The sequence below is a fragment of the Amycolatopsis echigonensis genome (assembly GCF_002846615.1).
Classification (GTDB): Bacteria; Actinomycetota; Actinomycetes; order Mycobacteriales; family Pseudonocardiaceae; genus Amycolatopsis; species Amycolatopsis echigonensis.
The window spans coordinates 5,617,137-5,639,893 of sequence record NZ_PJMY01000003.1; the positions used below are offsets into that span (position 1 = coordinate 5,617,137).

Consider the following 22,757-nt stretch of genomic DNA (forward strand, 5'->3'; position numbering starts at 1 on the left):
GTCAGATCCGGACCACCGGACCGACCGGCGATGTAGTGCTTGATATCGCTCGTAGGGCGGTGAGCAGCCGCAGCGCGACAACGAGTTCGTTGCGACGGCTGATGACATCCATGCCGAGTCGTTCTTCGACAGTCCGCAGCCGATATGCGACGGTGCGTTCGTGCACCTGCAACTGGGTTGCGGCCTTCGCGGCATTGCAGCCCGCCGCGAAGTACACCCGCATGGTCTCGCACAGAAGTTCCGTCCGCGGGTCGCTGAGGTCGAGCGGGCCGAGCTCTTGGGTGACCAGGTCACGGGTGGCTTGCAGGTCGCGGAGGAACAACGCCTCCAGTGCGATGTCCGCGTAGTGGGTGACCGGGGAATTCGTCAGCCACCCGACACGATAGGCGCGCCAGGCTTGATGATGGGTTGTGCGGAAGCCCGCCAGTCCGGCCGCCAGCCTGCCGAAGGCGACCCCGGTGCCGATAGCCGGTACGAACCCGGCGCGCAGACGCTCCTGTGCCGACATGTGGTCGTCCAGTGCGAACCAGGCCAGAGTCGTTGCCGAGATGCTCTCGACCGAGAGAACCACCTCAGTACCAGCCGCGGTGGCGATGTCCTGGATGGTGCGTTCGGGCCGGTCGCCCCAGACCACGGCAGCAAGGTGGGTCGCGGCCAGCGGATAGGCGACGTCCGGCAGCGCGTCTGTTCGGCCAGCGATGAGCTCTCGCAGCGCCGAGCGGAGCCGCCGATCGCGGGACTGGAAGAAGAACCGGCGCTGCTCGTCCTGGTAGGCCCGCACCACGGCGGAGACAACGGTGTCGTTCCAGCGGAAGTGGAACTGCGACATGTGCTTCTGGACGATCAACTGCTGGTCCGGGTCCGGGATCAGTGACGCCGTTTCGGTCAGTACTACGTCCCAGATCACGGCCTGCGCCACGCGATAGGTCTGGATGAGACTGTTGAGATCGAGTCCTGCCTGGGCGGCGCTGCGCGCCTCGCTGGTGGCTTCGCGGATCACGTCCTCGTTTGGCTCCGGCGTGCCGGAGATGCCGTCGCTGAACGACTGCAGTGCGGCGGCTATGCGCTCTGTCTCGTGGACGCTCAATGCCGGGTCGAGGTCGGCCGCGTAGGTCGGAACCTTCTCGCGCAAGCGGCGGCGGACCAGTGCCGTCAGCTCCGGCAGCCGTTCGGCCAGTGCGCGGCTCGTGGCGCGGATAGGGTCGACGTCGAACACAACCTGCAGCGTAGTTGAACCCCGGACCGGTCCGAGCCTGTGCTCGGCGTTCACGCAGGTCCTAGGATGCGAACGTGTCGATTGAATCCGGACTTCGGCAAGTGACCGACGCGGTGCGGGAACGCGTACCCGAGCTGTACGACGTGATCCGCCGGCGGTTGCAGACCGAGCCAGCCGAGTACAGGCTGGCCGGCAATGAGCAGTTGTCGGTGGCGGAGTCCGAGGCAATCACGGCGTCGCTGCGCGACGTGCTCGACTACATCGCCGTCGGCAGCGCCGGATCCGTCCGGGCCTCCAACGAGGCCCTGCGCGAGGTGCGGTTGGCCGCTCGTGCCGGGATAAGCCTGCCGCTGTTCTTGCAGGCCTCGCGTGTCGCGCAGTCAGTGACCTGGGATTTCGTGCTCGAGGAGGCGCATCGCCTGCTTGAGGACACTGAGGAGCGCGTAGCGGTTCTGCGCCGCGCCAGCGCACACCACTACGGGTGGAACGAGATCATCTCGGGTGCCATTATCGAAGCGTTCGAGCAGGAGAGCTCGGTCTACGCGCTGCAGAGCCGCGAACGGCGCAAGATGTCGACGCTGAACGCGCTGCTCGCTGGCTTGCCGGTGGATACCGCAGAACTCGAGTACACCTTCGACGGCCTTCACCTGGCAGCTCAGGTATGGGGCGCGCAGCCTGACGCGGTTGCCCGGTTGATCGGGGTCAAGGAGGGGCGTCGGCCGTTGCTCGGCGTGACCGCGCAGGGCGACAGCTACGTATGGTTGCCGTGGTCGGCTCGGCAGGGCAAGCCGTCCGAGCGGCTGGCCGGCATCGACTGGCCTGCCGGCGCGAGAGTGGCGTTCGGTGCTGTTGGTGCAGGGCTCGAAGGATTCCGGCTGAGCCATCGGCAGGCGGGCGAGGCGCGAATCGTGGCCGAGGCACTGGGGCTGGCAGAGGTCTGGTACGACGACGTCGTGCTCGAGACCTTGGCGATGCACGATCTGCCTGCGACGCGCGCATTCGTCCTGGACGAGCTCAAGCCTCTGGGCGACGTCTTCGACCCGGACAATGTGCTGGTCGAGACTCTGCACATGTACTTCGCGGTCGGCGAGAACGCGGTGGCCACTGCCCAGCGACTCGGTGTGCACAGCCGGACAGTCGCGTATCGGCTGCGCTCCGCGGAGTCCAAGATCGGTGCCGAGGCGATGCATCGAGAAGAGCTGCCGATCGCACTGCGGCTGGCCAAGCTCGTGGCGTCGATCGGCCGGGATGAGCCGTCTTCGACGACCGATCCCAGCCTCCCGACGCCCGCGCTCTGAATCAGTTTGCCGACTGTCTTGTCAGTCCACCAAGAACCACACTTCCTTGAAGGGAGTGTGGAAGGTCCAGGTGGATTGATGTCCCTTGGGCAGCAGCGCCAGGTCACCGGTGGTGAGCTCGACCGCTTCCTGGCCATCGAGTGCGATGCTTACCGACCCCTGCAAGACGTAAATGATCTCGTTCGAGGTGAGTTCATACGTAGTGGTCGACGGCTGGCAGGCGAATACGCCGGTGGCGAACGCCGGGCCGACGGTTTGCTCGAAGAGGGTGAATCCGTGCCCATGAGGGTTGCCGTCGAGGACGGTGACCCCCTCCGGCTGCCACACTTCCAGCGGAGCTTCGGACGTCGTAACGGAACGGATCGCGGTCATCGGCGTAGTCCTTTCTCGGCGTACTTGGATGGGCTATTTGACGAGCTGGTCGTGGATCCAGTCGGCCATCGCCAGTCGGGGTCGCAGTCCGAGGTTGTGGCAGCAGTGATCGCCTTCGTTCTCGACCACGATGGTGAGCGGTGCGTTCGTGACGTGGTTGCGGACAGTGTCCACAAAGCTGAGCGGCACCTCGTCGAGCGCTCCGTGCAGGATGTAGGTGGGACAACGGAGCTTGCCGAGAACATGGCGGGTCTCCGTCGCCTTCTGGACGTGGTCACGGGCCTCGTCGAGGGTCTCGACCTTGCTCACGTATCGCCAGCTCTCCTTGGTCATGGGCGTTTCGGCCTCCCAGGAGTCCATGTCGGAGAACCCGCCCCAGCTGACACAGGCGGCGATCCGGTCGTCGCAGGCGGCGGACTTCAAGGCGTAGTTTCCGCCAAGACTTCGGCCCAGCACGCCGATCGCGGCGGCATCGATGTCGTCCCGGTCGGTGAGGTAGTCGACCACCGCGGAGGTGAAGCGTTCGAAATCTCCTGCCAGGGCCCGGGAATCGAACGTTTCTCCCTGGCCCGGACCGTCGAACGTCACGGTGGCCATCCCGCGCGCAAGCACGAGATCCTCCATGTGGCGGCTCTCCTCTTTGGTGCTTTCCAAGCCGCCAAGCATGATCACCGCAGGATGGGGCGCCGGCCGGTTCGGCGTACGGACGTATGCCCGCACCGGGACGCCGTCGATGACCAGATCTGCTTCGTGAGCAGGCGGGTCGAGGAGAGGCGCGGCCTGGCGGTACAGCGCGGCCTTGCGCTGCTGCGCCACGCCGCGCTCAGGCCCGAACCAGAGGAATTGGCCGTACTGGGCGGCCAGGGTGCCGAGGTAGAAGTACTCGCCAGCCGAGAGGTGGTGCCCCTCGGAGAACGCCTTGTTCGCGAGCTCCTCGTACTCCTTGGAGCGGCCCAGCCAGTAATTGAGCCAGCTCATCCCCTTGGGGCGGTCACGGGCTCCGATGAGGTCGGCGAACGGGACGCCGTCGAGGAGGAGGCGACCCCAGTTCAGCATCTCCTGCTCCGGGGTGAGGCTCTGCTGGTCTGAAGGTGCGGCGTCGTCGGTGGCGGACACGGTGCTCCCTGGGTGAGTCCTGTGAAGTGGAGTGGGCAGAAGGTCTGCCTCCGCCATTGTGGTGGCGTGCCCGGGGCAGCGCGTCTGCACATGACGTCTATTCGCCGGGCCGATTTGTCGTTGTCTGCAAACGCAGGCGGCGGCATTCCTCTAGATACTGAGGTGGTGCCGGATACGACGAACTCATCCAATACCGGGCAGCCGCCAGTGCAGCGATGCCCCCAACGCTGGATCGGCAAACCGGTTCGGCGCCGCGAAGACGAGCGTTTCCTGACCGCGTCGGCGACCTTCGCCGGCGATATCGATCTCACCGGACAGTTGCACTTACGCATCGTCCGATCGACCCAGGCGCACGCCCGGATCGCCGGGATCGACGTCGAGGAGGCCCGAAGCCAGCCCGGGGTCCGCCTCGTGCTGACCGGCGAGGATCTGACCGGCATCGGCACCGTGCCGCTGGAGGAGGCGGGCTACCACGAAATCTATCCGAACCTCGAGGCCTTCACCCAGCCGGTGCTGGCCGTGGATCGGGTGCGTTACGTCGGTCAGCCGGTCGCGGCGGTGTTCGCGGACGATCCTTACCTGGCCGAAGACGCCGCGGAACTGGTCAGCGTCGACTACGAGCCGCTGCCTGTCCTGCTGGATCCGGTCAGCTCGCTCGAATCGGAGATCGACCTCTTCCCCGGGTACGGCAATGAAGGCGCGCGAATCGAGAAGGCTTACGGTGACGTCGACGGCGCGTTCGCCGAGGCCGCCCACGTCGTGTGTCACGAGTACACCGTCGGCCGGCATTCCGGCGTCCCGATGGAAACCCGCAACTTTGTCGTCCAACCCGACCCGAGTCGCGACATCCTCTACATCTGGGGGACCGTCCACGTTCACGGCAACATGCGGGTTCTCTCGCGCATCCTCGGCATGCCCGAGACGAGTCTCCGCATGCGGCACGTGGAGATCGGCGGAAACTTCGGTGTCAAGGGCGATGTCTTCCCGGAGTACGTCGTTGCCGCGTGGGCTGCGCGGCGCCTTCGGCGGCCGGTCAAATGGGTCGAGGACCGCCAGGAGCACATGGTCGCCACGTCGCACGCGCGCGAGCAGGTGCATCGCATGGGGCTCGCGCTGAACGGCGCAGGTGAGATCCTGGCCATGCGGGACGAGATCTTCCACAACCACGGCGCGTTCTTCCGGCAGACCGAGCCACTGGTCAGCGACATCACGACCGGTATCGTGTTCGGTCCGTACCGCGTTCCGAGCTACGAGGCGACGCTGCATGCCGTCTTCACCAACAAGACGCCGCTGGCCGCCTATCGAGCTCCTGGACGGTACGAATCGACCTTCGCCCGTGAACGGCTGCTCGACCTGGCCGCGGCCGCTGTCGGAATCAGCCCGGTCGAGATCCGCCGACGAAACCTGCTGCGGGCGAAGGATTTGCCGTGGACGCCCGGGATCGACATCGTGCACGAGCCCTTCCACTTCGACTCCGGCGACGTTGTCGATCATTTCGATCGCGCTCTGTCCGAGGCAGGCTGGGACGAATGGGTCACCGAGGCGGCTGCGTTGCGGGCCGAGGGACGGTACGTCGGCGTGGGCTTCGGCGTGCTGATGGACAAGGGAGGGCTCGGTCTCTACGAGACGGGCTCTGTCGAAGTCAGTCCCGTCGGTCGGGTCCGTGTGCTCACCGGCGCGTCCTCCGTGGGCCAGGGGGTCGAAACCGTTCTCGCCCAGATCGTCGCGGAGCAACTCCAGCTCGATCCCCAGTTGGTCGACGTCGAGCACAGCGACACCGAACTGGTTCCCGACGGCATCGGTTCGTGGTCGAGCCGGTCGACCGTCCTGGCCGGGGGCGCCGCGCGGATGGCGGCGATCGAGGTCGTAGAGAAGGCGAAGCGACTCGCCAGCACCATGCTGGAAGTCGATGAAGCCGATCTGCAGTTGGCGGACGGAGCGGTGACAGTCAGGGGGGCGGACTCCCGGCTCAGCTTGTTCGAGATCGCCGGTCGCTGGGATGCATACTCCGCACGCCTCGCCGACGATCAACCCGGTCTGCGTGCGGACGCGGTCTACCGGAACAATCTGATGAACTACCCGTACGGCGTCACGCTCGTACAACTCGAGGTCGATCCGGAGACCGGCGGCCACGAGTTCCTGCGCTTCTTCACGACCGCGGAGACGGGACGCATCATCAACCCGATGACGACTCGCGGCCAGATCATCGGCGCGGCCGTCCAAGGCATCGGCGGGGCGCTGTACGAGGAATTCACTTACGAGGACGATGGCCAGCCGACCGCTACGTCCTTTATGGACTATCTCCTGCCCGCCGCGCTGGAGATGCCAGACGTCGACATCTTCACGACGGAGGACGCACCATCGCCGGACAATCCGCTCGGCGCGAAGGGCCTGGGCGAAGTCGGCATCATTGCGGTCGGAGCCGCGGTGGCCAGTGCGTTCGACGACGCTCTTGGCGACGGGTCCCACACTGATCGCCTGCCGCTGCGGCCGGAGGACATCTTCATGCGATGTCAGCTGACGCACAAACCCCGCAGCTGACTTGTCCGTCAACGCAATACAACTCCGTGCGTCAGCGGATAAGACTGGTTGAAGTCCCGAGCACGGAACCCATGCAGTGTAACGAGAGGAATTCATTGTGGCCGTTCGTCATGTCTTCGTGTGGCGCGTCGCCAGCGGAAGTTCTCAGGAAAAGATTGTCGGCATCCTGAATGAGCTGCCGGGCAAACTCCCGGTGATCAAGGGCTGGTCCGTCGGCTCCCACCAGGGGGACACAGGCGAAAACGGTGCACCGTGGGACGGCGCGCTCATCACCGACTTCGACTCGTGGACGGATCTGGACCGGTACTCGAACGACCCGTTCCACCTCGAAGTCGTCGAGAAGCTGCTGCCCATGTTCGCCGACCGCGCGGTGGTCGACTTCGAGATCGGCGACCTGTGATGGGGCAGCAGGCAGGAGTCGCCGTCGGCACGAGTGAATGGGGAGCCGACGACCAATTGGGTGCGTTGAACCGGCTCAGCCCGACCGTCCGGGCCGACGTGCTGGCCCGGGCGGACGCGAGCCGGGTGTACGACCTGAGCATCGACTATTTCGTGGGAATGCCGAGCTTCCAGGGGGCCGGCGACCCCAGCTACCAGATCTTCATGAGCCACACACCTCAAGGCACTGCCGTCGACAACCTCAACGGCGTCGGCGAGTCCGTCAACCGGCACGTGTGCTATTCCGGCGACGTCATCTTCATGTACACCCACACCGGTACGCACATCGACGCCTTGAACCACTTCGGTATCGACGGCCGCATCTACAACAACTTCGACGTCGAGTCGAACCTGGGCAGCCGTGCGTGGACCAAGGGAGGAGCCGAACAGATCCCGCCGGTCATCACCCGCGGTGTCCTGCTCGACGTCGCCGGTCAGCATGAGGTGGCGTGCTTGCCGGACTCGTACGCGATCACCGTGGAGGACCTGGAGAAAGCGCTCGGCGCGACCGGGCTCAGCCTGAACGAGGGCGACGTCGCCTTCGTCCGGACCGGGCGGATGTCGCACTGGCCCGACGGCTCGAAGACGTTGGGCAATCCGCCCGGCGTGAGCCTTGACGCCGCACGCTGGCTCACCGCGCAGGGCATTTCGATTGTGGGCTCGGACCAGGAATGCGTGGAGGTCGGCCCTTCTGAGCACGAGGACAACTGGCTTCCGGGACACTGTCACTTCCTGGCCGAGTCAGGCGTGCCGATGATCGAGCTGCTCAACCTGGAAGAGCTCGCCGCCGATGGTGTCACCGAGTTCTGCCTTATCGCGGCACCGATCCGGCTGCGCGGCGCCAGTGGCGCGCCTATGCGGCCGATCGCAATGGCTTTGCGCAACTGAGGGAACCGTACAATGGAGATCACCCACGTCGCTGTGATCGGCGGATCGATCGGCGGCCTCACCACTGCGCTGTTGCTGTGCGATGCGGGATTCACGGTGGACGTCTACGAGCGGTCGAGCCGTGTGCTCTCCGGTCTCGGCAACGGCATCGTCGTGCAACCCGAGCTTGTCCGCTACCTGGTCGAACGGGCGTCGACTGACATCGATGCGGTGAGTGTGTCGTCGTCGACGATGCAGTACGTCGACGCCATCACGGGGGAGCAACGAGGGGCTGTCTCGGCCGAGTGGCGGTTCACCAGCTACGACAGCATCTATCGTCGGCTCCTTGAACTTTTCGGCACCGACCGATACCACCTCGACAAGAACCTGGTCGGTCTCGCCCAGGACGGCGAATCGGTCCAGCTGCGGTTCGCCGACGGCAGTGACGTGAACGCGTGCTTCGTCGTGGGCGCGGACGGCGGGATGTCGACTGTGCGCCAGCGCTTGACGGGCGTGACGCCGCAGTACGCCGGTTACGTGACCTGGCGGGGCATGGTCGAACCCGCCGATCTTCCCGAGGCCACCTGGAATTTCTTCGACAACGCCTTCACCTACGGTCATCTTCCGAATGGGCATTTGATCGCGTACCCCATCCCCGGGGAAGAGCCAGGCGTTGTCAAGCGGCTGAACTTCCAGTGGTATTGGAATGTGCCGACTGGTCCGGAACTCGACGAGATCATGAGCGATTGCCACGGGATCCGGCTGCCGGTGTCGGTCCATGCGCACGCGCTGTGTCCTCGGACCCTTTCCGAACTTCATCGACGAAGCGAGACACTGGCTCCAATGTTCCGTGAGGTCGTCAAAGCCTCCCCGCTCCCATTCGTCACGGTGGTCAGCGACGCAAACGTCAAATCGACGGTGCACGGCAGGGTTGCTCTTGTCGGCGACGCCGCGATCACTCCGCGGCCACACGCTGCGGCCGGTGCCGCCAAGGCTGCCTACGACGGTTGGACTCTGACTGACGCGCTGGCCGGTTCGGCGGAGGGTCGGGTGCAACGGCTCAAAGAATGGGAGCGCCGGCAACTCGCGGTGGGGCGCGGATACCTGAAGAAGGTGCGCAAAATGGCATCCCGACTGCAATACGGCGGGGATTTCGCGCCTGGGGATCCAGAATTCCGATTCGGCTTGCCGCGCGAGCCGTAACTCCACAAGTCTCCCGTAGTTACGTCATCGCATTAACCAGACAAAGGTGTCCTCAATGCAGATCATGAACGAGCTGAAGCTTCCGGTTCCGCCGGAACAGGCATGGCCGGTCCTCATGGACCTCGAGCGAATTGCGCCGTGCTTGCCGGGTGCGGCGATCACCGGTGTGGACGGCGACACCTTCGAAGGCAAGGCCAAGATCAAAGTCGGCCCGATCACGGCAGAGTACAAAGGTTCCGCAGAATTCGTGGAACGAGACGAATCGGCGCACCGTGCGGTGATCAAGGCGACCGGCAGGGATGCCCGCGGGCAAGGAAATGTCTCAGCCAGCATCGCCGCACGCCTGCTGCCGGACGGGGTGGGCTCGAAGGTGGTGGTGGAGACAGACTTGAACATCACCGGCAAGGTGGCTCAGTTCGGACGCGGTGTCATCGAGGACGCGGCAACGGCCATCGTCGGCACCTTCGCCGAGCGCCTTGCCGAGCTCATGGCCGGCGCACCCGCCACGAGCAGCCCCGCCGGTGACACGGGTGCCCCGGTCGCCGCCGTTCCGTCGGCTGCTCAGAATCGGCAGGCGGATGCCGACGAAGCGCTGGATCTGATCAAGGTGGCGCGAAAGGCGCGAGCTGAACGCAGCCGGTCCACCGGAGGCTGGGCGGCGGTCGTGGTCAGCGTGGCGGCAGCCGGCGTCAGCGTGGCCGCCGCGGCCAATGTTGCCGGCCCGGCGGTGGTGAGCGTCATCGCGGCGAGCATCGGATCGCTCGCCGCAGGCTATTCGCTGGGCCGCAGCAAGCGATGACCGCAACTGCGAGCCCGACCGGACCGCAGATCCTGCGCGTCGCGGTGATCCAGATGCGATACGTCGAAGATGAGCCGGTGGCATCAAGGCTGCGGCGAGCAGCTGACCTCGTTTGCAGCGCCGGCGATGCCAGCCTCGTCGTGCTGCCCGAGCTCTGGGCGCATGGCGGGTTCGCCTACGCCAGTTGGGCCCGGCACGCCGAAGAGCTGGACGGTGCGCTTTGCAGCGAACTGGCGGCGTTGGCGCGTCGGCGACGCATCTGGCTTCACGGCGGTTCGTTCATCGAACGGGAGGCGGGCGTCAGTGAACCACGTCTGTGGAATACCGCGCCCGTCTTCGATCCGTCGGGTTCGCAGTGCGCCGGCTACCGCAAGATCCACCGGTTCGGTTTCGCCGCCGGTGAACCACGTCTGCTGACTGCCGGCACCAGCACGAGCGCCTTTGACCTCGCCGTGCCTGGATCCGCCACTGTCCGTGCCGGCCTGTCGACTTGCTATGACCTGCGCTTTCCCGAGCTCTATCGGGAGCTCGTCGACCAGGGGGTCGAGCTCAACCTGGTCGCGGCGGCATGGCCGGAGGCTCGCATCGCTCACTGGGCGGCGCTGGGTCGCGCGCGTGCCATCGAGAACCAGACAGTGGTTGCCCAGTGCAACCTCGTCGGCGTCGACAACGGTGTTGTGCTCGGCGGTCGCAGCCAGATCATCGACGCCAACGGCGATGTCGTGGCGATGGCAGGCGACAGCGAGGAGGTCATCGTCGCCGACGTCGACATCACTGCCCTGCGCCGAATGCGCGCCGATTTCCCCGTGTTGGCGGACCGCCGCCGGGGAGCTGCCTGACAACCGGCCGTGCTTCGTCCGGCGTTACCTAGAAAGGACCTCAATGTCTGCTGTTAAGCTGAGCATCATCTACTACTCGAGGACCGGCACTGTCAGGTCGATGGCCGAGCACCTGTACAAGGCGGCTGAGGACCAGGGTGCGGAGGCGCGGTTGCGTCCGGTGACGGAAGCGGCGTCAGGTGGCTGGCTGGAAAGCAACGAGTCTTTCCGGCCGCAAGAGGACCGAACGCCGGGAGGGCACCACGCGGCGACCGCGGCCGATATCACCTGGGCAGATGTCGTACTGTTCGGTACACCGACTCGGTTCGGCAACGTCGCTGGGCAGTTCAAGCAGTTCTTGGACACGCTCGGTCCCCAATGGGCAGCCGGAGAACTGGCGGACAAGGTTTACGCCGGCTTCGTCGCGACCCAGACGCCCCACGGCGGGCAGGAATCGACGCTGCTGGCCCTGTACAACAGCATCCATCACTTCGGTGGCGTTGTTGTCTCGCCCGGCTATACCGATTCGGTCAAGTTCGCCGACGGCAACCCCTATGGAGTCGGCCACGTGACGGGGCCAGACAACGACAACCCGCTGGGTTCCACCGAGACCGATGCACTTGACCATCTCGTAAGCCGTGCCATTTCTGTAGCAGCGCGGCTGAAGAACATCCCTCCCTCGCTGTAGCTGCGGAGCGGGAACAACTCTTCGCGACTTAGGCATCTAACCAGCTTGATGAACCCGAAGACTACGCGAAAACCAAGGAGCCATCGTGGACGACAACGGTCGTGCCGGTGCCGGTCTTAGCTTTTGGCACGACGACGCAGGTGGCGATGGGAGTGCCAAAGAGACTCTCGATCACGATCTCGACGTCGACGTGGCGATCGTCGGCGGCGGGTACACGGGCTTGTGGACGGCCTATTACCTCGCCAAGGCCGATCCGTCGCTGCGGGTCGCAGTGCTGGAGAGCGAGTTCGTCGGGTTCGGAGCTTCGGGCCGCAACGGCGGATGGTGCTCGGCGATCTTCCCGGCCACCATGCGGAAGGTGGCGAGCATCAGTTCCAGGACCGCGGCCGTCCGAATGCAACGGGCGATGAACGACACCGTCTGGGAGATCCGTGACGTCGTCGAGGCTGAAAGCATCGACTGCGATTTCCGAGCTGGCGGGTACCTTTCCGTCGCGCGAAACGCGGCGCAGTGGACGAGAGCGCGCAACGAGGTGGCCGGTTGGCGCGAGTGGGGGTTCGGCGCCGATCACATGCGGCTGATCGAGCCGCGCGAACTCGTCGATCAGATACGCATGGCCGACGCCCGCGGTGCGACCTTCACACCGCACTGCGCGGCGTTGCAGCCGGCGAAGCTGGTCCGCGGTCTGGCGGACGCCGCGCGCGCCGCCGGCGTGCAGATTTATGAGGGCACTCGCGTCGTTGGGGTTGAATCCCGCCGACTCGAGACCGAACGGGCACGCGTGACCGCTGAAGTCGTGGTGCGGGCGACCGAGGGGTACACGGCGCGGCTCGCCGGCGCACGACGGGACATTTTGCCGATGTACTCGCTGATGGTCGCGACCGCTCCGCTGCCTGCAGCGGTGTGGGAGGAGATCGGCCTGCAGGATCGCCCCACGTTCAGCGACAAGCGCCATCTGCGAATCTACGGGCAACGAACCGCCGACGGCCGGATCGCCTTCGGCGGGCGCGGTGCTCCCTACCACTTCGCTTCCAGAGTTGCTCCTCGCTTCGACAACGACCCTAGTGTTCACGCCATGCTCCGCAGCATCCTCGGCGAACTCTTCCCGCCGCTCAGGGGAATCGAATTCACGCATGCGTGGGGCGGGAACCTGGGCATCGCGCGGGACTGGCTGCCGTCTGTCTCTTACGATCGCCGGGCCGGGTTCGCTCAAGCGGGTGGATACGTGGGCGACGGTGTTGCCACAGCGAACCTTGCCGGGCGCACACTGGCGGCGGAGATTCTCGATCTCGACAGCGAGATCCGTTCTTTGCCGTGGGTCGGGCACCAGTCGCCGAAATGGGAACCAGAGCCGTTGCGGTGGCTCGGCGTCAATGCCGGCACAGTGGCGTTCGGCACCGCCGATCGCCTGGAGCGCCGCTCCGGTCAGCCGTCCCGGCTCGCATCAGGCCTCTGGCGAGCCCTGGGGCATTGATATCGGCTAGGCCAGAGCGTTTGACGGACCTCCAGAATGAGGACTGACGCCTTCGGGAGAGAAGCTCCATTCCTCGGTGAACGCGGTGACACGCCCTGCGAAGACGCTTCCGGGTGCTGCGAGGTGGAGTCACAGTGGATTGCTTGCCGGAGAACGACATTCGCAGCGTGAGCAGGAAGCATTTGGTGTCGATGCTGTCGGCGTTGACCCGGACCTCAGCCGAGGTCGCCCCGACATCCGGCCGATCCAGCTCACGGCGATGCGCGCACCCGCCACTGCGTGTTCGACGGACGACAGGCCACCAGTTCAATGCTGCGTGGAACAGATCAGTGGGCTGCCGTCGGCTGTGGTGTAGGCGTTGAGCGGGACAGTGCCGAGGTATACCGAGCGATCCCCGGGTGTGGGATCGGCGGGAGTTGTGCGCATGTCGCCCCATCCGGCGTAAAGGTTCTTCGCGTCCAGGGCGACAAAAGAGAAGTCGTCGCCGCCGAGGTCTTCTGCGGAGGATACGTCGTGGCTCATCCGCACCGGAACGCTGAAGGTGAATCCACCGTCGCAGGAGACAGCCGACCAGAAGTCGTAGGGGGCGGTGTTGACGCTCGTCCCGTACACCGTCTTGTAGCCCACGCCGAGCACACCTCGGGCCGAGAAGTTCATCCAGGGCTGGCTGCGCGGGTTCGGCGGGGCCTGTCCGATGAGGGTTGGCGTGGACCAGGTCTGGCCACCGTCGAGGGTCACGCTGACCGTCACGTAGTCGGGTGTCGACGTGGCGGCGGTCGTTCCCGAACCGCTCATGATGGCGAAGTGATCCGGGCGTGACGGGTCGGCTGCGACCCAGTTCGCGGCCAGCGGTGTGAAGTGCCGCGTCCAGGTGGCACCGTCGTCGCCGCTGGTCTCGAAGATGTTGCATGGGCAGTTGTTGACGCCCGGGACAGCTGCGGCTACGTAGGTGAATCCGAGCCGGTCGCCTGCGGCCGACGGGATGTAGTCGCCCATCGGCTGGCCGCCCGCCTCCGGGTAGTCCGCCGAGTCGATCGCGTGAGGCTTGCCGAAGCTGGCGCCGTGGTCGTGCGAGGCGACGACCCACCGCTGATTGCGCGGGAAGTCGACAGCGCTGACGTACACCGTGCCGGAGGTGCTGTCGACGGTCATGAACGCTCGATCGGAATGCCCGGAGTTACGGCCCAGGGCGAGGATGTCCGCCGCGTCGCTGTCGCCGGTGGCGAACACTGCTTTGCTCCACGTGCGCCCGCCGTCGGTCGAGCGCGCCACGTAGATGTTGTAGTAGTCGATCGCGCCGGCAGGCTGGTCCCACCATCCGCCACCGACGTAGAGGGTGCCGTCTGGTCCCGAGGCCGCCACGGGGTCGGAGCAGTTGTGGTACGGAATTCCCAGTGTCGGCCCGGGATCAGCGGGAAAGGCCGTGCTGACCTGCCAGGACTGGCCACCGTCGGCGGACAGGGCGATTCCGCAGACCGAGTTCGTCGTGGTGAACGCGGTCACCATGGTGTGGTGCACGGCATCGAGCGCCGTCTCCGGTTCGCCGGCGCCCAAGCCGTTCGTCACGTTGGTCTCGGTCGGACTGGCATCCCCGGCCGCGCTCGCGGGGGTGGCGACCACTGCCAGCAGCAACGCCAGGCCGACGGCCATCGCTTTCCACGCCATTCGATGGAGGGAGTTCATGATCGGATCTGCCTTCCCATGAGTGCCGTGCGGCGGATGGCGTCAGCTGAACGTCACGACGGAGGTGCGGAAATCGGTGACGTTGCCGGCGTTGTACTGCTGTTGCTGGTCGGCAGGTCCGAGGTTGACGGCGAACCTGATGCGACCGGCTTTGTCCGGTCGCACAGTGGCCGCGGTTCCGTCGATGGTGACGGTCACCGTGTCCTTGCCGTTGAACAACGGTGGGGTGGTGATGCTCGTGGTGCCGCTTCCGGTGACGGTCAGGCCGCTCGCGCTCACGTCGTGCAGGTCCAGAAACTCCAGCGCCCGGTTCGGATCGGCGTTGACCGACCAGCCCCATACGGAGAAAGCTGGCTCGATGGAGCGGTAGTCGAATGTGGCTGGCGGTGCCGGCGGGTCGGCGAGCACGGTGTCGAAGCGCTGGATCGCTTGGGCGATCTCGTACTCGAATAGGGTGGGGCTGTGGCAGCCCCAGGGCAGGTCGTGCCAGCCGTGTGGGATGCCGAGGGCGAGCAGCGTGTTGTGCAGGCTGACGCTTTCCGGCCGGATGATGCCGGACTCGAGGCTGCACCCGCCGCCATCGGTCGCCGTTTCGCCTTCCGCGGTGCCGAGCACGCCGTTGCCGGTGAAGATTTGCACATCGACGCCGGCCAGGTTCTCGGCCAGATCGGTGGGGTTGTGGCCATGCCAGCGCACCGCCTCGGTCGAGAGCGGACCGTAGATCGAGTCAGGTGGAGCTCCCTGCAGCGTCGGGCTGGCCGACAGCACCGTCGCCCCAGCGGGCCAGTTGCTGTCGCTGGCGCCGGAAAGGCTCGCGACGGCGGCGAACTCGTCGGGGTGGCGGGCGCCGAACATGGCGGTTCCGTAGCCGCCCATCGACTCGCCCATCACCATTCGATGCGCGCGGTCGGGAATGGTGCGGAAGTTCGCGTCGATCAGCGGCACCAGCTGCTGGGTCACGAAGGTCTCGTATTCGGGAGGTCCGCCGGTGCTGTTGTTGAACCAGTCGCTCCAGTATCCGCTGTCTCCGCGCGGGGAGACCACAATGGACGGATACGAGGCGGTCAAGCCCTCGCCGTAGTAGGCGGTGCGGAAGGTGGTCTGGTCGTGCGTGGTGCCGGCCAGGTAGTAGGTGACCGGCCAGTGTCGCGTCGCGCTCGCGTCGTAGCCGGTCGGGAACTTCACCTCCACCGGCACCGGCGCGGTGAACGCATCGGTCGCGACCGTCAGCTGCAGGGTGCGCTGGGTGAGCCACTGCTCCCCGACGATTGTCGCCCCGGCGGTCGCCGCCGTTCCCTGCACGGGCGGCAGAGCGCCGGTGGCCGACGCCGGCGATGCGGTGGCGACCACCCCGAAGATCAAGCAGGCGGCCAGCAGAAAGTTTCGCGTCGACATCCAAAAGTGGGGACGGGAACGCGCCATTGCGTTACTCCTGTCTCGTGGCGATGGGGTATCCGAGCTGTCGACCTGTCGAATCAGAGGCAAGTGCGCAGGGCGCGGCACAGGGCTTCGGCGCGGTCATCGGGTACGCCGCCGGGCCGGGCGGTCTGGTAGGCGAAGGCAATCCGGGTTTCGGGGTGGGCGAAGGCGAGCTGGCCGCCGAGGCCGTCGTGGCCGAAACTGCCCGGACCGGCCATGCCCCGGCGGGTCGAGGCAAGCATGAAGCCCGTGCCCCAGCGGTTGCCCTCGGCGGGGCCGATGAAGGGTTTTCCCTTCGAGCGCACGGCGGCGGCATCGCTCACGGTGTCGGGTGCCAGCAGGCGGATGCCGTCGACCTCGCCGACGGTCGCGGCGTACAGCCGGGCGAGGCTGCGGGCGTTGGCAACGAGGTTGGCTCCGGGGATCTCGGGCGTGAGGTAGTCCGGTCCGTTGGCCGACTCGGTCATGTTGGCCGGGTCGAACAGCCCGCCGAGGCTCATCGCGCGGACGGCCATCGGCTGTGCGAGCAGTTCGTCGATAGCCTCGGCGGGCTCGGTGTTCGGCAGGGGTTCAAGCATCGGGCAGAAGTCCGGGTCCGCCAGATCGGCGCCGTAGGTCATCGCCAGGTTCAGGGGCCCGGCCACGTGGTCGCGCAGCCATTCGCTCGGCCGCTGTCCGCTGGCGCGGCGGAGCACCTCGCCGGCGAGCCAGCCAAAGGTGATCGCGTGATACGCGAAGGTGGTGCCGGGTATCCAAGCAGGGGCCTGGCGGGCAAGCCGGTCGACGACGGGGTGCCAGGCACGCAGGTCGTCGGCGGTCAAGTCCGCCTCGGGGGCGACGAGACCCGCTTGGTGGGCCAGCAGTTGCCGGACGGTCGTGGTTTCCTTGCCGTTGTCGGCGAACTCGGGCCAGTACTTGGCCACGGCGGCGTCGAGTTCGATCAGGCCCCGCTCGACGGCCATCAGCACGCAGACGGTGGTGACGCCCTTGCTGACGGAGAAGACGACGCTGCGGGTGTCCGGAGTCCAGCGTCCGCGGTCGGTCTCTCCGGCTGACAGGTCGACGACGGGTTTGCCGTCGGCGTAGACGACGCAGGAGGCGGCGGTGTCTCCGCGCCGGTCGAAATTGGCGCCGAACGCGTCGGCGACCGGTTCGAAACCGGCGGAAACCAAACCGTCAAAGTGGCGGCTCAAGGGTGTTCTCCGTTCAGTGAGAGGTGACCAGGGACGTGGCTGGAGTGCTGGCGGCAGCCTCGTGCTGCCAGTCGGGGTAGCGGTGGCAGGCGACGACCCGCCCGTCGGCGAGGGGGCGCGGCTCGGGTCGCACCTGCCGGCACTGGTCTGTCGCGAAAGGACACCGCGCGGCGAACGGGCAACCGTTCGAGGCCGCAGTCCCGGTGGTGCTCGACAGAGCACCCTGCGTGGCGCGCCGCCGGCGTTGCGCGACGGGGTCGGCGACCGGGGCGGCGAGCAGGAGCGCCCGGGTGTACGGGTGGGCCGGCTGGTCCGTCACGGGTCCGGTGGGTCCGGATTCCATGACCTGGCCGCGGTAGAGCACGGTGACGTCGTGGCAGATGTGCTTGACGACGGAGATGTCGTGGGAGATGAACAGGTAGCTGAGCCCGTGCTGGTCCTGCAGATCGGCGAGCAGGTTGAGGATCTGGGCTTGGACGGAGAGGTCCAGCGCGCTGACGGACTCGTCGGCGATGACCAGCTGAGGCGCGGTCATCAGGGCGCGGGCGATGGAGATGCGCTGCCGTTGCCCGCCGGAGAAGTCGCGGGGATACCGGGCCGCCGCGGCGGGGTCGAGGCCGACGTCCTCGAGCATGGCGGCGGAGCGCTTGGCGAGTTCGGCGCGAGAGCGGGTTCCCTGGGCGCGCAAGGGTTCGGCGAGGCTCCGCGCGACGGTGTAGGACGGGTTCAGCGAGCTGTTCGGGTCCTGGAACACTGCCTGCAGGACCCGTCCGAGCTTGCGTCGCTCCGCGGTCCCGATATGGGTGATTTCCCGGCCGAGCAGGTGCACGCTCCCCGACTGGACCGGCACCAGGCCGAGCACGGCCTTGGCCAAAGTGGACTTTCCGGAGCCGGACTCGCCGACAAGCCCGACGGTCTTGCCGCGCGGGATGACCAGGCTGACGTCGTCGAGCGCCCGGAACACCGGGGCCCGGCGGCGCCGCCGGAATTCCACATGGACGTTGCGGACATCCAGGACAGGAATCTCGGTCACTGGGGCAACGCTCCTTCCTGGACGAGGTCGTCGACCCGGACGCATCGGGTGGCCGCGTGAGCGCCGACGGGGATCAGGGGAACTTCTCCGGCGGTGCACACGTCGCGGACGTGGGCGCACCGTGCCGCGAACCGGCAGCCGGACGGCCACGAGCCCGGCGGCGGGACCCGACCGGGCAGCGTGGGCAGGCGCGCGCCCTCCGGCGCGCTGTTCGGGTCGGCCGCCAAAAGCGCCGCGCTGTAAGGGAACCGGGGTGCTCGGAACAGCGTGTCCACATCGGACTGTTCGACGACCTCGCCGGCGTACATGACGACGGCGCGGTCGGCGATGTCGGCCACCACGCCCCAGTCGTGGGTGATCAGCAGGATCGCCATGCCGGTGTCTTCCTGGAGTTCGCGCAGCAGGCGCAGGATCTCCGCCTGCACGGTCACGTCCAGCGCGGTGGTCGGCTCGTCGGCGATCACCAGCCTGGGCCGTCCGGCGAGCGCCAGCGCGATGTTGACCCGCTGCGCCATGCCGCCGGAGATCTCGTGCGGGTAGGAGGCGAGCACGCGGTCGGTGTCGGTGAGGTTGACCTGGTTGAGCAGCTCGACGGCCCGGGCGCGGGTGTCCCGCGCGGAGAGCCGGTCGTGGCAGCCGATGACTTCCTTGAGGTGGCTGCCGATCGTGTGCGTGGGGTCGAGGCTGCCCAGCGCGTCCTGGGCGATGTAGGCGATGCCGGATCCGCGCACCGCGCGGTACGCCTTCGGCCCGCCGGCCACGAGGTCGGTGCTGTCGAAGATCACTTCCCCGCCGTCCGCCCGCACCGCGGCGGGGAGCAGGCCGAGCACGGCCAGCGCGGTCATCGTCTTGCCGCATCCGGACTCGCCGACGAGCGCGACCGTCTCGCCGGCCCGAACCTGGAAGGTCGCATCGCTGACCAGCGCGGTGCCTGCCCCAGCGGAGACGTTGAGACCCCGGACGTTCAGCAGGGCATCGCTCGTCGCGTCCACAATAGACAACTTCGGCTTCGGATCACGGGCTTGCTTGGCGGTCCGCCTGGTGACGGTCGCGGGTTCTCCGGATGTCAGGTCGCGAATGGAGTCCCCGAGCACGCCGAACGCCAGAACGGTGAACGCGATCGCCAGACCAGGGGGGACGAGCAGCCAGGGGTTCGTGGTGATCACGGTCGAGGCGTCGCCGATCATCGCGCCCCAGCTCGGGCGGTCGCCCCCGGACGTCACGCCGAGAAAAGCCAGTGCGGCCTGGAAGGCGAGGCTGATGCCGGCGAACACCGACGCCTGCACCAGCACTGGTCCGAGCGTGCGGCGCAGCACGTGGCCGCTCATGATCCGCCACGGCCGCACGCCGGCCACGCGGGCGGCGGTGACGAAAAGCTCCTCACGGACCACGAGAGTCACGCCGCGGGTGACGCGAGTCAGGCCGGGCGCGCCGAGCACTCCGAGGGCCACCATCGCAGCGGTGGGGCTGGAGGAGAACACGGCGAGCACGACCAGCACGATGATGATCGCGGGGATGCCGAGGGCCAGTTCGGCGATCCGGCTGATCGTCGCGTCGATCCATCCGCCCCGGTAACCGGCGAGGATGCCGAAGGGGACGCCGAGCGCCAGGAACACCACCAGCGCGGTGACCGTGTTCACCAGCGAAGGATCGATCCCGTACAGCAGTCGGCTGAGCACGTCCCGGCCGAGGCTGTCGGAGCCCAGCCAATGCGCGGCGGACGGTCCGCTGAGGACAGTGGTGAGGTCCTGCGCCTGCGGGTCGTACGGCGCGAGCGCGGGGGCGAGCAGCCCGGCCAGCACGAGCAGGATCAGGTAGCCGACCGCTGCCACGCCCAGCGGCTGGTGGCGCAGCGCGCGCCGCAGCCAGTGCGGGCCCGCTCCGGAGGAGGCAGGGCGGACGTCCATGGTGAGGGTGGTGGTCATGACCGGCGGGTCCTCGGGTTCAGGTAGCCATAGGCCACGTCGACGAGCAGGTTGACCGCGATGACGATGAGCGTGAAATACACGACGACGCCCTGGATCAGGGGCAGGTCGTGCGCGGAGGTCGCTTGGACGGCGGTGCCGCCGAGTCCGGGGATGGCGAAGATGAACTCGACGGCGACCGTTCCGCCGAGCGCGCCGACGAACACCATTCCGATCACGGTCAGCACGGGGATGGCGGCGTTCTTCAGCGCGTGCCGGTAGACCACTGAGAACTCCGTCACGCCCGCGGCGCGCAAGGTCCGCACGAACGTCTGGTCCAGCGCGCTCGCGACGGCGTCCCGGGTCTGTTTGGCGATCACCGCGGTAGCCGGGACCGCGAGCGTGACGACCGGCAGCACCAGCGAATTCAGCCATCCCGCCGGATTCTCGCCGAGCGGGACGTAGCCGGTGGGCGGGAACACCGCCAGCTTGACCGCGAACAGCACGACCAGCATCAGGCCCAGCCAGAAGTCCGGCAACGCGAGCCCGACGATGGCCCCGGTCTGCACGATCCTCCCCAGCGCGCCCCGGCGGGCGGCCCGCACGCCGAGCAGGACGCCCACCAGCGTGGCGACCAGCACCGCGCCGATGATCAGCGACAGCGACGGGCCGAGCCGGTCGTTCAGCTGCTCGGCCACCGGCTGCCGGTTGATCAGCGAGCTGCCGAGGTCGCCCCGCACGGCTCCGGACAGCCATTTCCCGTACTGGACCCACAACGGCTGGTCCAGGCCCAGCTGCTGGCGGGCCGCGTCCAGTTGCTCCGGGGTCGCGTTCGGGCCCAGCAGCGAGCGGGCGGCATCGCCGGGCAGCAGCGCCACCAGGACGAACGAGACCACGGAGGCCACGAGAGCCAATGGCACCGACCACGCCAGCCGGCGTGCGACGAGTTTCAGCATCATGGCCGCCTCAGGCGCCCGGCCGCAGCTCGGTCAGCCACGGGACGCCGGAATTCGCCGCCGTCGCGTCGAGACCGGTGACGCCCTTGGCCAGGTAGTAGCTCAGCGGCGCACCCACCACCGGCAGCGTCCAGGCCTGCTGCACCAGGTAGGCGTTGATCTGCTTTTCCAGCGCGGCGCCCTTCTGCGCGTTGGCCGCGAAGTACTGCTGATACAACGCGTCCAGCTTCGGATCGGCCGTGTGGAACGGGTTGAACGGTCCCTTCGGGTTGACGAACCCGACGTACAGCGAGGCCATGTTCGCCAGCCCGTACGGAATGGCGGTCGCCGGGAACTGTCCCGACTGCAGCGCGACGAAGAAGTCGTTGGCCGTCGCCTTCGTGGTCACCTGCAGCTTGACGCCGACCTTCTCCAACTGGCCGCCGACCGCCTGCACCATCTTGTCGAGCCCGACGAGCGTGGAATCCACGACCGGCAACGTGAACCCGTTGGCGTACCCGGCTTCGGCGAGCAACTGCTTGGCCCGGTCCGGGTCGTAGGGGTAGGTGTTGTTCAGCGAAGGGTCGTAGCCGGCCTGGCCGGGCAGGGCGTACTGGCTGATCGTGAGGTTCTCGTCGCCGTAGAGGGCCTTGGCGATCGCCTTGCGGTCGACCGCGTAGTTCAACGCCTGCCGCACCCGCACGTCGCTCAGCGGCTTGGCCAGCGTTCCCGCCCGGTCAGCCAGGTTGAGCCCGGTCATCGCCTGCGGCGGGGCCAGCACGGTGAGCCCGGCGCCCTTCGCGGCCTGCAACGTCGTCGGGTCGCCCAAGGCGGCCTGGACCTGGCCGGCCCGCATCGCCTGGATCATCGACGACGGGTTGGGAATGACCCGGATCGTCACCGTTTTCCAGTGCTGGCGGCCCTTGTTCCAATAGTTCGGGTTCGGCACGAACGTGTAGTGGTCCCCCGCCACGGTCCGCGCCGCGTCCAGCATGTACGGGCCGGCGCCGGCGGTGCCCTTGTCGAGCGCCGCGGGAGCGGCCACCGCCTTCGGGCTCGCGATGTTCCCGGCCCCGAACGCCTGCGCGAAGTTGAAGGTCAGGCTGGGGTCGGACTTGCTCAGGCTGAGCCGCACCGTCCGCGGTCCGGTCACCTCGACCGAGGAGACATTGGCCAGCAGTTGGGCCGTGGAGCCGGTCTTCTGGGTCCGCTCGTAGTCCAGAAAGGTCTTCAGCGCCTGCGCGTCGAGCACAGTGCCGTCGCTGAACTTGACCCCGTCCCGCAGCGTGAGTTCGTAGGTGCGGTTGCCTTCGCCGACATAGCCCCACTTGACCGCCAGCCCGGGGCCGAACGTGCCGTCTGGCTGCATCACCACGAGCGGGTCGTAAGCCCACTGGTAGAAGGCGTCGTAAGCAGGATCGCCGACGGCCGGGTTCAGGCTCGGCGGCGACAGCGGGGAACCGAAGACGAGCTCGCCGCTTGCCGCACTGCCGCTCGCCGACGACCCGCCTCCCCCGCAGGCAGCGGTGGCCAGTGCCACGGCGGCGGTCAAGGCGACCGCGGCCAGCCGGGTTCGGCGGACTCGGCGCCCGCCTTGGGACAGAAGACCAGACACAGTCATCTCCACATCGAGATAGGTGCTGAAACAGTTGAGCCCCGGCTCCCCGGGTCGTGCCCGAGCCGGTCGCAGGTGGCAACCGGACAACGGCGGAGGAAGGACGAGCCGCGCGACACGAAGACACGACCGTCCGCAATGGACG

Annotated in this window: 19 protein-coding genes; 9 read left to right on the plus strand and 10 right to left on the minus strand. The window is 67.2% G+C overall.

What is annotated here, in order from left to right; genetic code table 11:
- Position 1: 1 nt before the first annotated feature.
- Positions 2–1,216: a PucR family transcriptional regulator gene (locus ATK30_RS31670; RefSeq protein WP_037817417.1), complete on the minus strand. Its 1,215-nt coding sequence runs from the start codon at positions 1,214–1,216 to the stop codon at positions 2–4.
- A 74-nt stretch (positions 1,217–1,290) separates the two neighbouring features.
- Here ATK30_RS31670 and ATK30_RS31675 point away from each other — a divergent pair, with 74 nt between their 5' ends.
- Complete coding sequence (locus ATK30_RS31675; protein WP_043829521.1) at positions 1,291–2,514, plus strand: PucR family transcriptional regulator; 1,224 nt, start codon at positions 1,291–1,293, stop codon at positions 2,512–2,514.
- Positions 2,515–2,535: 21 nt separating this feature from the next.
- Here the strand turns inward: ATK30_RS31675 and ATK30_RS31680 are convergent, their stop codons facing one another.
- Together ATK30_RS31680 and ATK30_RS31685 are read right to left on the minus strand one after the other, a co-directional pair.
- Entirely contained in the window at positions 2,536–2,886 is a 351-nt protein-coding gene (locus ATK30_RS31680) for a cupin domain-containing protein (RefSeq protein WP_037817305.1), read from the minus strand.
- 33 nt (positions 2,887–2,919) lie between these two features.
- Entirely contained in the window at positions 2,920–4,002 is a 1,083-nt protein-coding gene (locus ATK30_RS31685; RefSeq protein ID WP_276323840.1) for an alpha/beta hydrolase family protein, read from the minus strand.
- Between the two features lie 66 nt (positions 4,003–4,068).
- Here ATK30_RS31685 and ATK30_RS31690 point away from each other — a divergent pair, with 66 nt between their 5' ends.
- From ATK30_RS31690 to ATK30_RS31725, 8 genes are all read left to right on the plus strand, one after another.
- Positions 4,069–6,543, plus strand: coding sequence for a xanthine dehydrogenase family protein molybdopterin-binding subunit (locus ATK30_RS31690; protein WP_200864239.1), 2,475 nt, complete (start codon positions 4,069–4,071; stop codon positions 6,541–6,543).
- Positions 6,544–6,640: 97 nt separating this feature from the next.
- Positions 6,641–6,943 (plus strand): Dabb family protein, encoded by a 303-nt coding sequence (locus ATK30_RS31695; RefSeq protein WP_200864238.1) that lies wholly within the window; start codon positions 6,641–6,643, stop codon positions 6,941–6,943.
- Positions 6,943–7,869 carry a cyclase family protein gene (locus tag ATK30_RS31700; protein WP_037817311.1) on the plus strand — a complete coding sequence of 309 codons (927 nt, stop codon included), beginning with the start codon at positions 6,943–6,945 and terminating at the stop codon, positions 7,867–7,869. The genes ATK30_RS31695 and ATK30_RS31700 overlap by 1 nt, the downstream gene beginning before the upstream one ends.
- Before the next feature lie 12 nt (positions 7,870–7,881).
- Positions 7,882–9,051 (plus strand): FAD binding domain-containing protein, encoded by a 1,170-nt coding sequence (locus tag ATK30_RS31705; RefSeq protein ID WP_037817312.1) that lies wholly within the window; start codon positions 7,882–7,884, stop codon positions 9,049–9,051.
- Between the two features lie 55 nt (positions 9,052–9,106).
- Positions 9,107–9,850 carry an SRPBCC family protein gene (locus ATK30_RS31710; protein WP_037817313.1) on the plus strand — a complete coding sequence of 248 codons (744 nt, stop codon included), beginning with the start codon at positions 9,107–9,109 and terminating at the stop codon, positions 9,848–9,850.
- Positions 9,847–10,689: a carbon-nitrogen family hydrolase gene (locus tag ATK30_RS31715; protein WP_051171846.1), complete on the plus strand. Its 843-nt coding sequence runs from the start codon at positions 9,847–9,849 to the stop codon at positions 10,687–10,689. The genes ATK30_RS31710 and ATK30_RS31715 overlap by 4 nt, the downstream gene beginning before the upstream one ends.
- Positions 10,690–10,732: 43 nt before the next feature.
- Positions 10,733–11,356, plus strand: a complete 624-nt coding sequence (locus ATK30_RS31720) for a flavodoxin family protein (protein WP_037817314.1) — start codon at positions 10,733–10,735, stop codon at positions 11,354–11,356.
- A gap of 85 nt (positions 11,357–11,441) precedes the next feature.
- Positions 11,442–12,830, plus strand: a complete 1,389-nt coding sequence (locus ATK30_RS31725; RefSeq protein ID WP_037817315.1) for an NAD(P)/FAD-dependent oxidoreductase — start codon at positions 11,442–11,444, stop codon at positions 12,828–12,830.
- A 306-nt stretch (positions 12,831–13,136) separates the two neighbouring features.
- Here the strand turns inward: ATK30_RS31725 and ATK30_RS31730 are convergent, their stop codons facing one another.
- From ATK30_RS31730 to ATK30_RS31760, 7 genes are all read right to left on the minus strand, one after another.
- Entirely contained in the window at positions 13,137–14,495 is a 1,359-nt protein-coding gene (locus tag ATK30_RS31730) for a sialidase family protein (RefSeq protein ID WP_043829515.1), read from the minus strand.
- A 60-nt stretch (positions 14,496–14,555) separates the two neighbouring features.
- Complete coding sequence (locus tag ATK30_RS31735; protein ID WP_037817318.1) at positions 14,556–15,908, minus strand: alpha/beta hydrolase; 1,353 nt, start codon at positions 15,906–15,908, stop codon at positions 14,556–14,558.
- Between the two features lie 80 nt (positions 15,909–15,988).
- Positions 15,989–17,125 (minus strand): serine hydrolase domain-containing protein, encoded by a 1,137-nt coding sequence (locus tag ATK30_RS31740; RefSeq protein WP_037817319.1) that lies wholly within the window; start codon positions 17,123–17,125, stop codon positions 15,989–15,991.
- Positions 17,126–17,138: 13 nt separating this feature from the next.
- Positions 17,139–18,158: an oligopeptide/dipeptide ABC transporter ATP-binding protein gene (locus ATK30_RS31745; RefSeq protein ID WP_037817320.1), complete on the minus strand. Its 1,020-nt coding sequence runs from the start codon at positions 18,156–18,158 to the stop codon at positions 17,139–17,141.
- On the minus strand, positions 18,155–20,083 hold the full coding sequence (locus ATK30_RS31750) for a dipeptide/oligopeptide/nickel ABC transporter permease/ATP-binding protein (protein WP_051171843.1): 1,929 nt from the start codon (positions 20,081–20,083) through the stop codon (positions 18,155–18,157). The genes ATK30_RS31745 and ATK30_RS31750 overlap by 4 nt, the downstream gene beginning before the upstream one ends.
- Positions 20,080–21,018, minus strand: coding sequence for an ABC transporter permease (locus ATK30_RS31755; protein ID WP_037817424.1), 939 nt, complete (start codon positions 21,016–21,018; stop codon positions 20,080–20,082). Before ATK30_RS31755 ends, ATK30_RS31750 begins: the two co-directional genes overlap by 4 nt.
- Positions 21,019–21,028: 10 nt before the next feature.
- Positions 21,029–22,612, minus strand: a complete 1,584-nt coding sequence (locus ATK30_RS31760; RefSeq protein WP_158242529.1) for an ABC transporter substrate-binding protein — start codon at positions 22,610–22,612, stop codon at positions 21,029–21,031.
- Positions 22,613–22,757 lie beyond the last annotated feature (145 nt).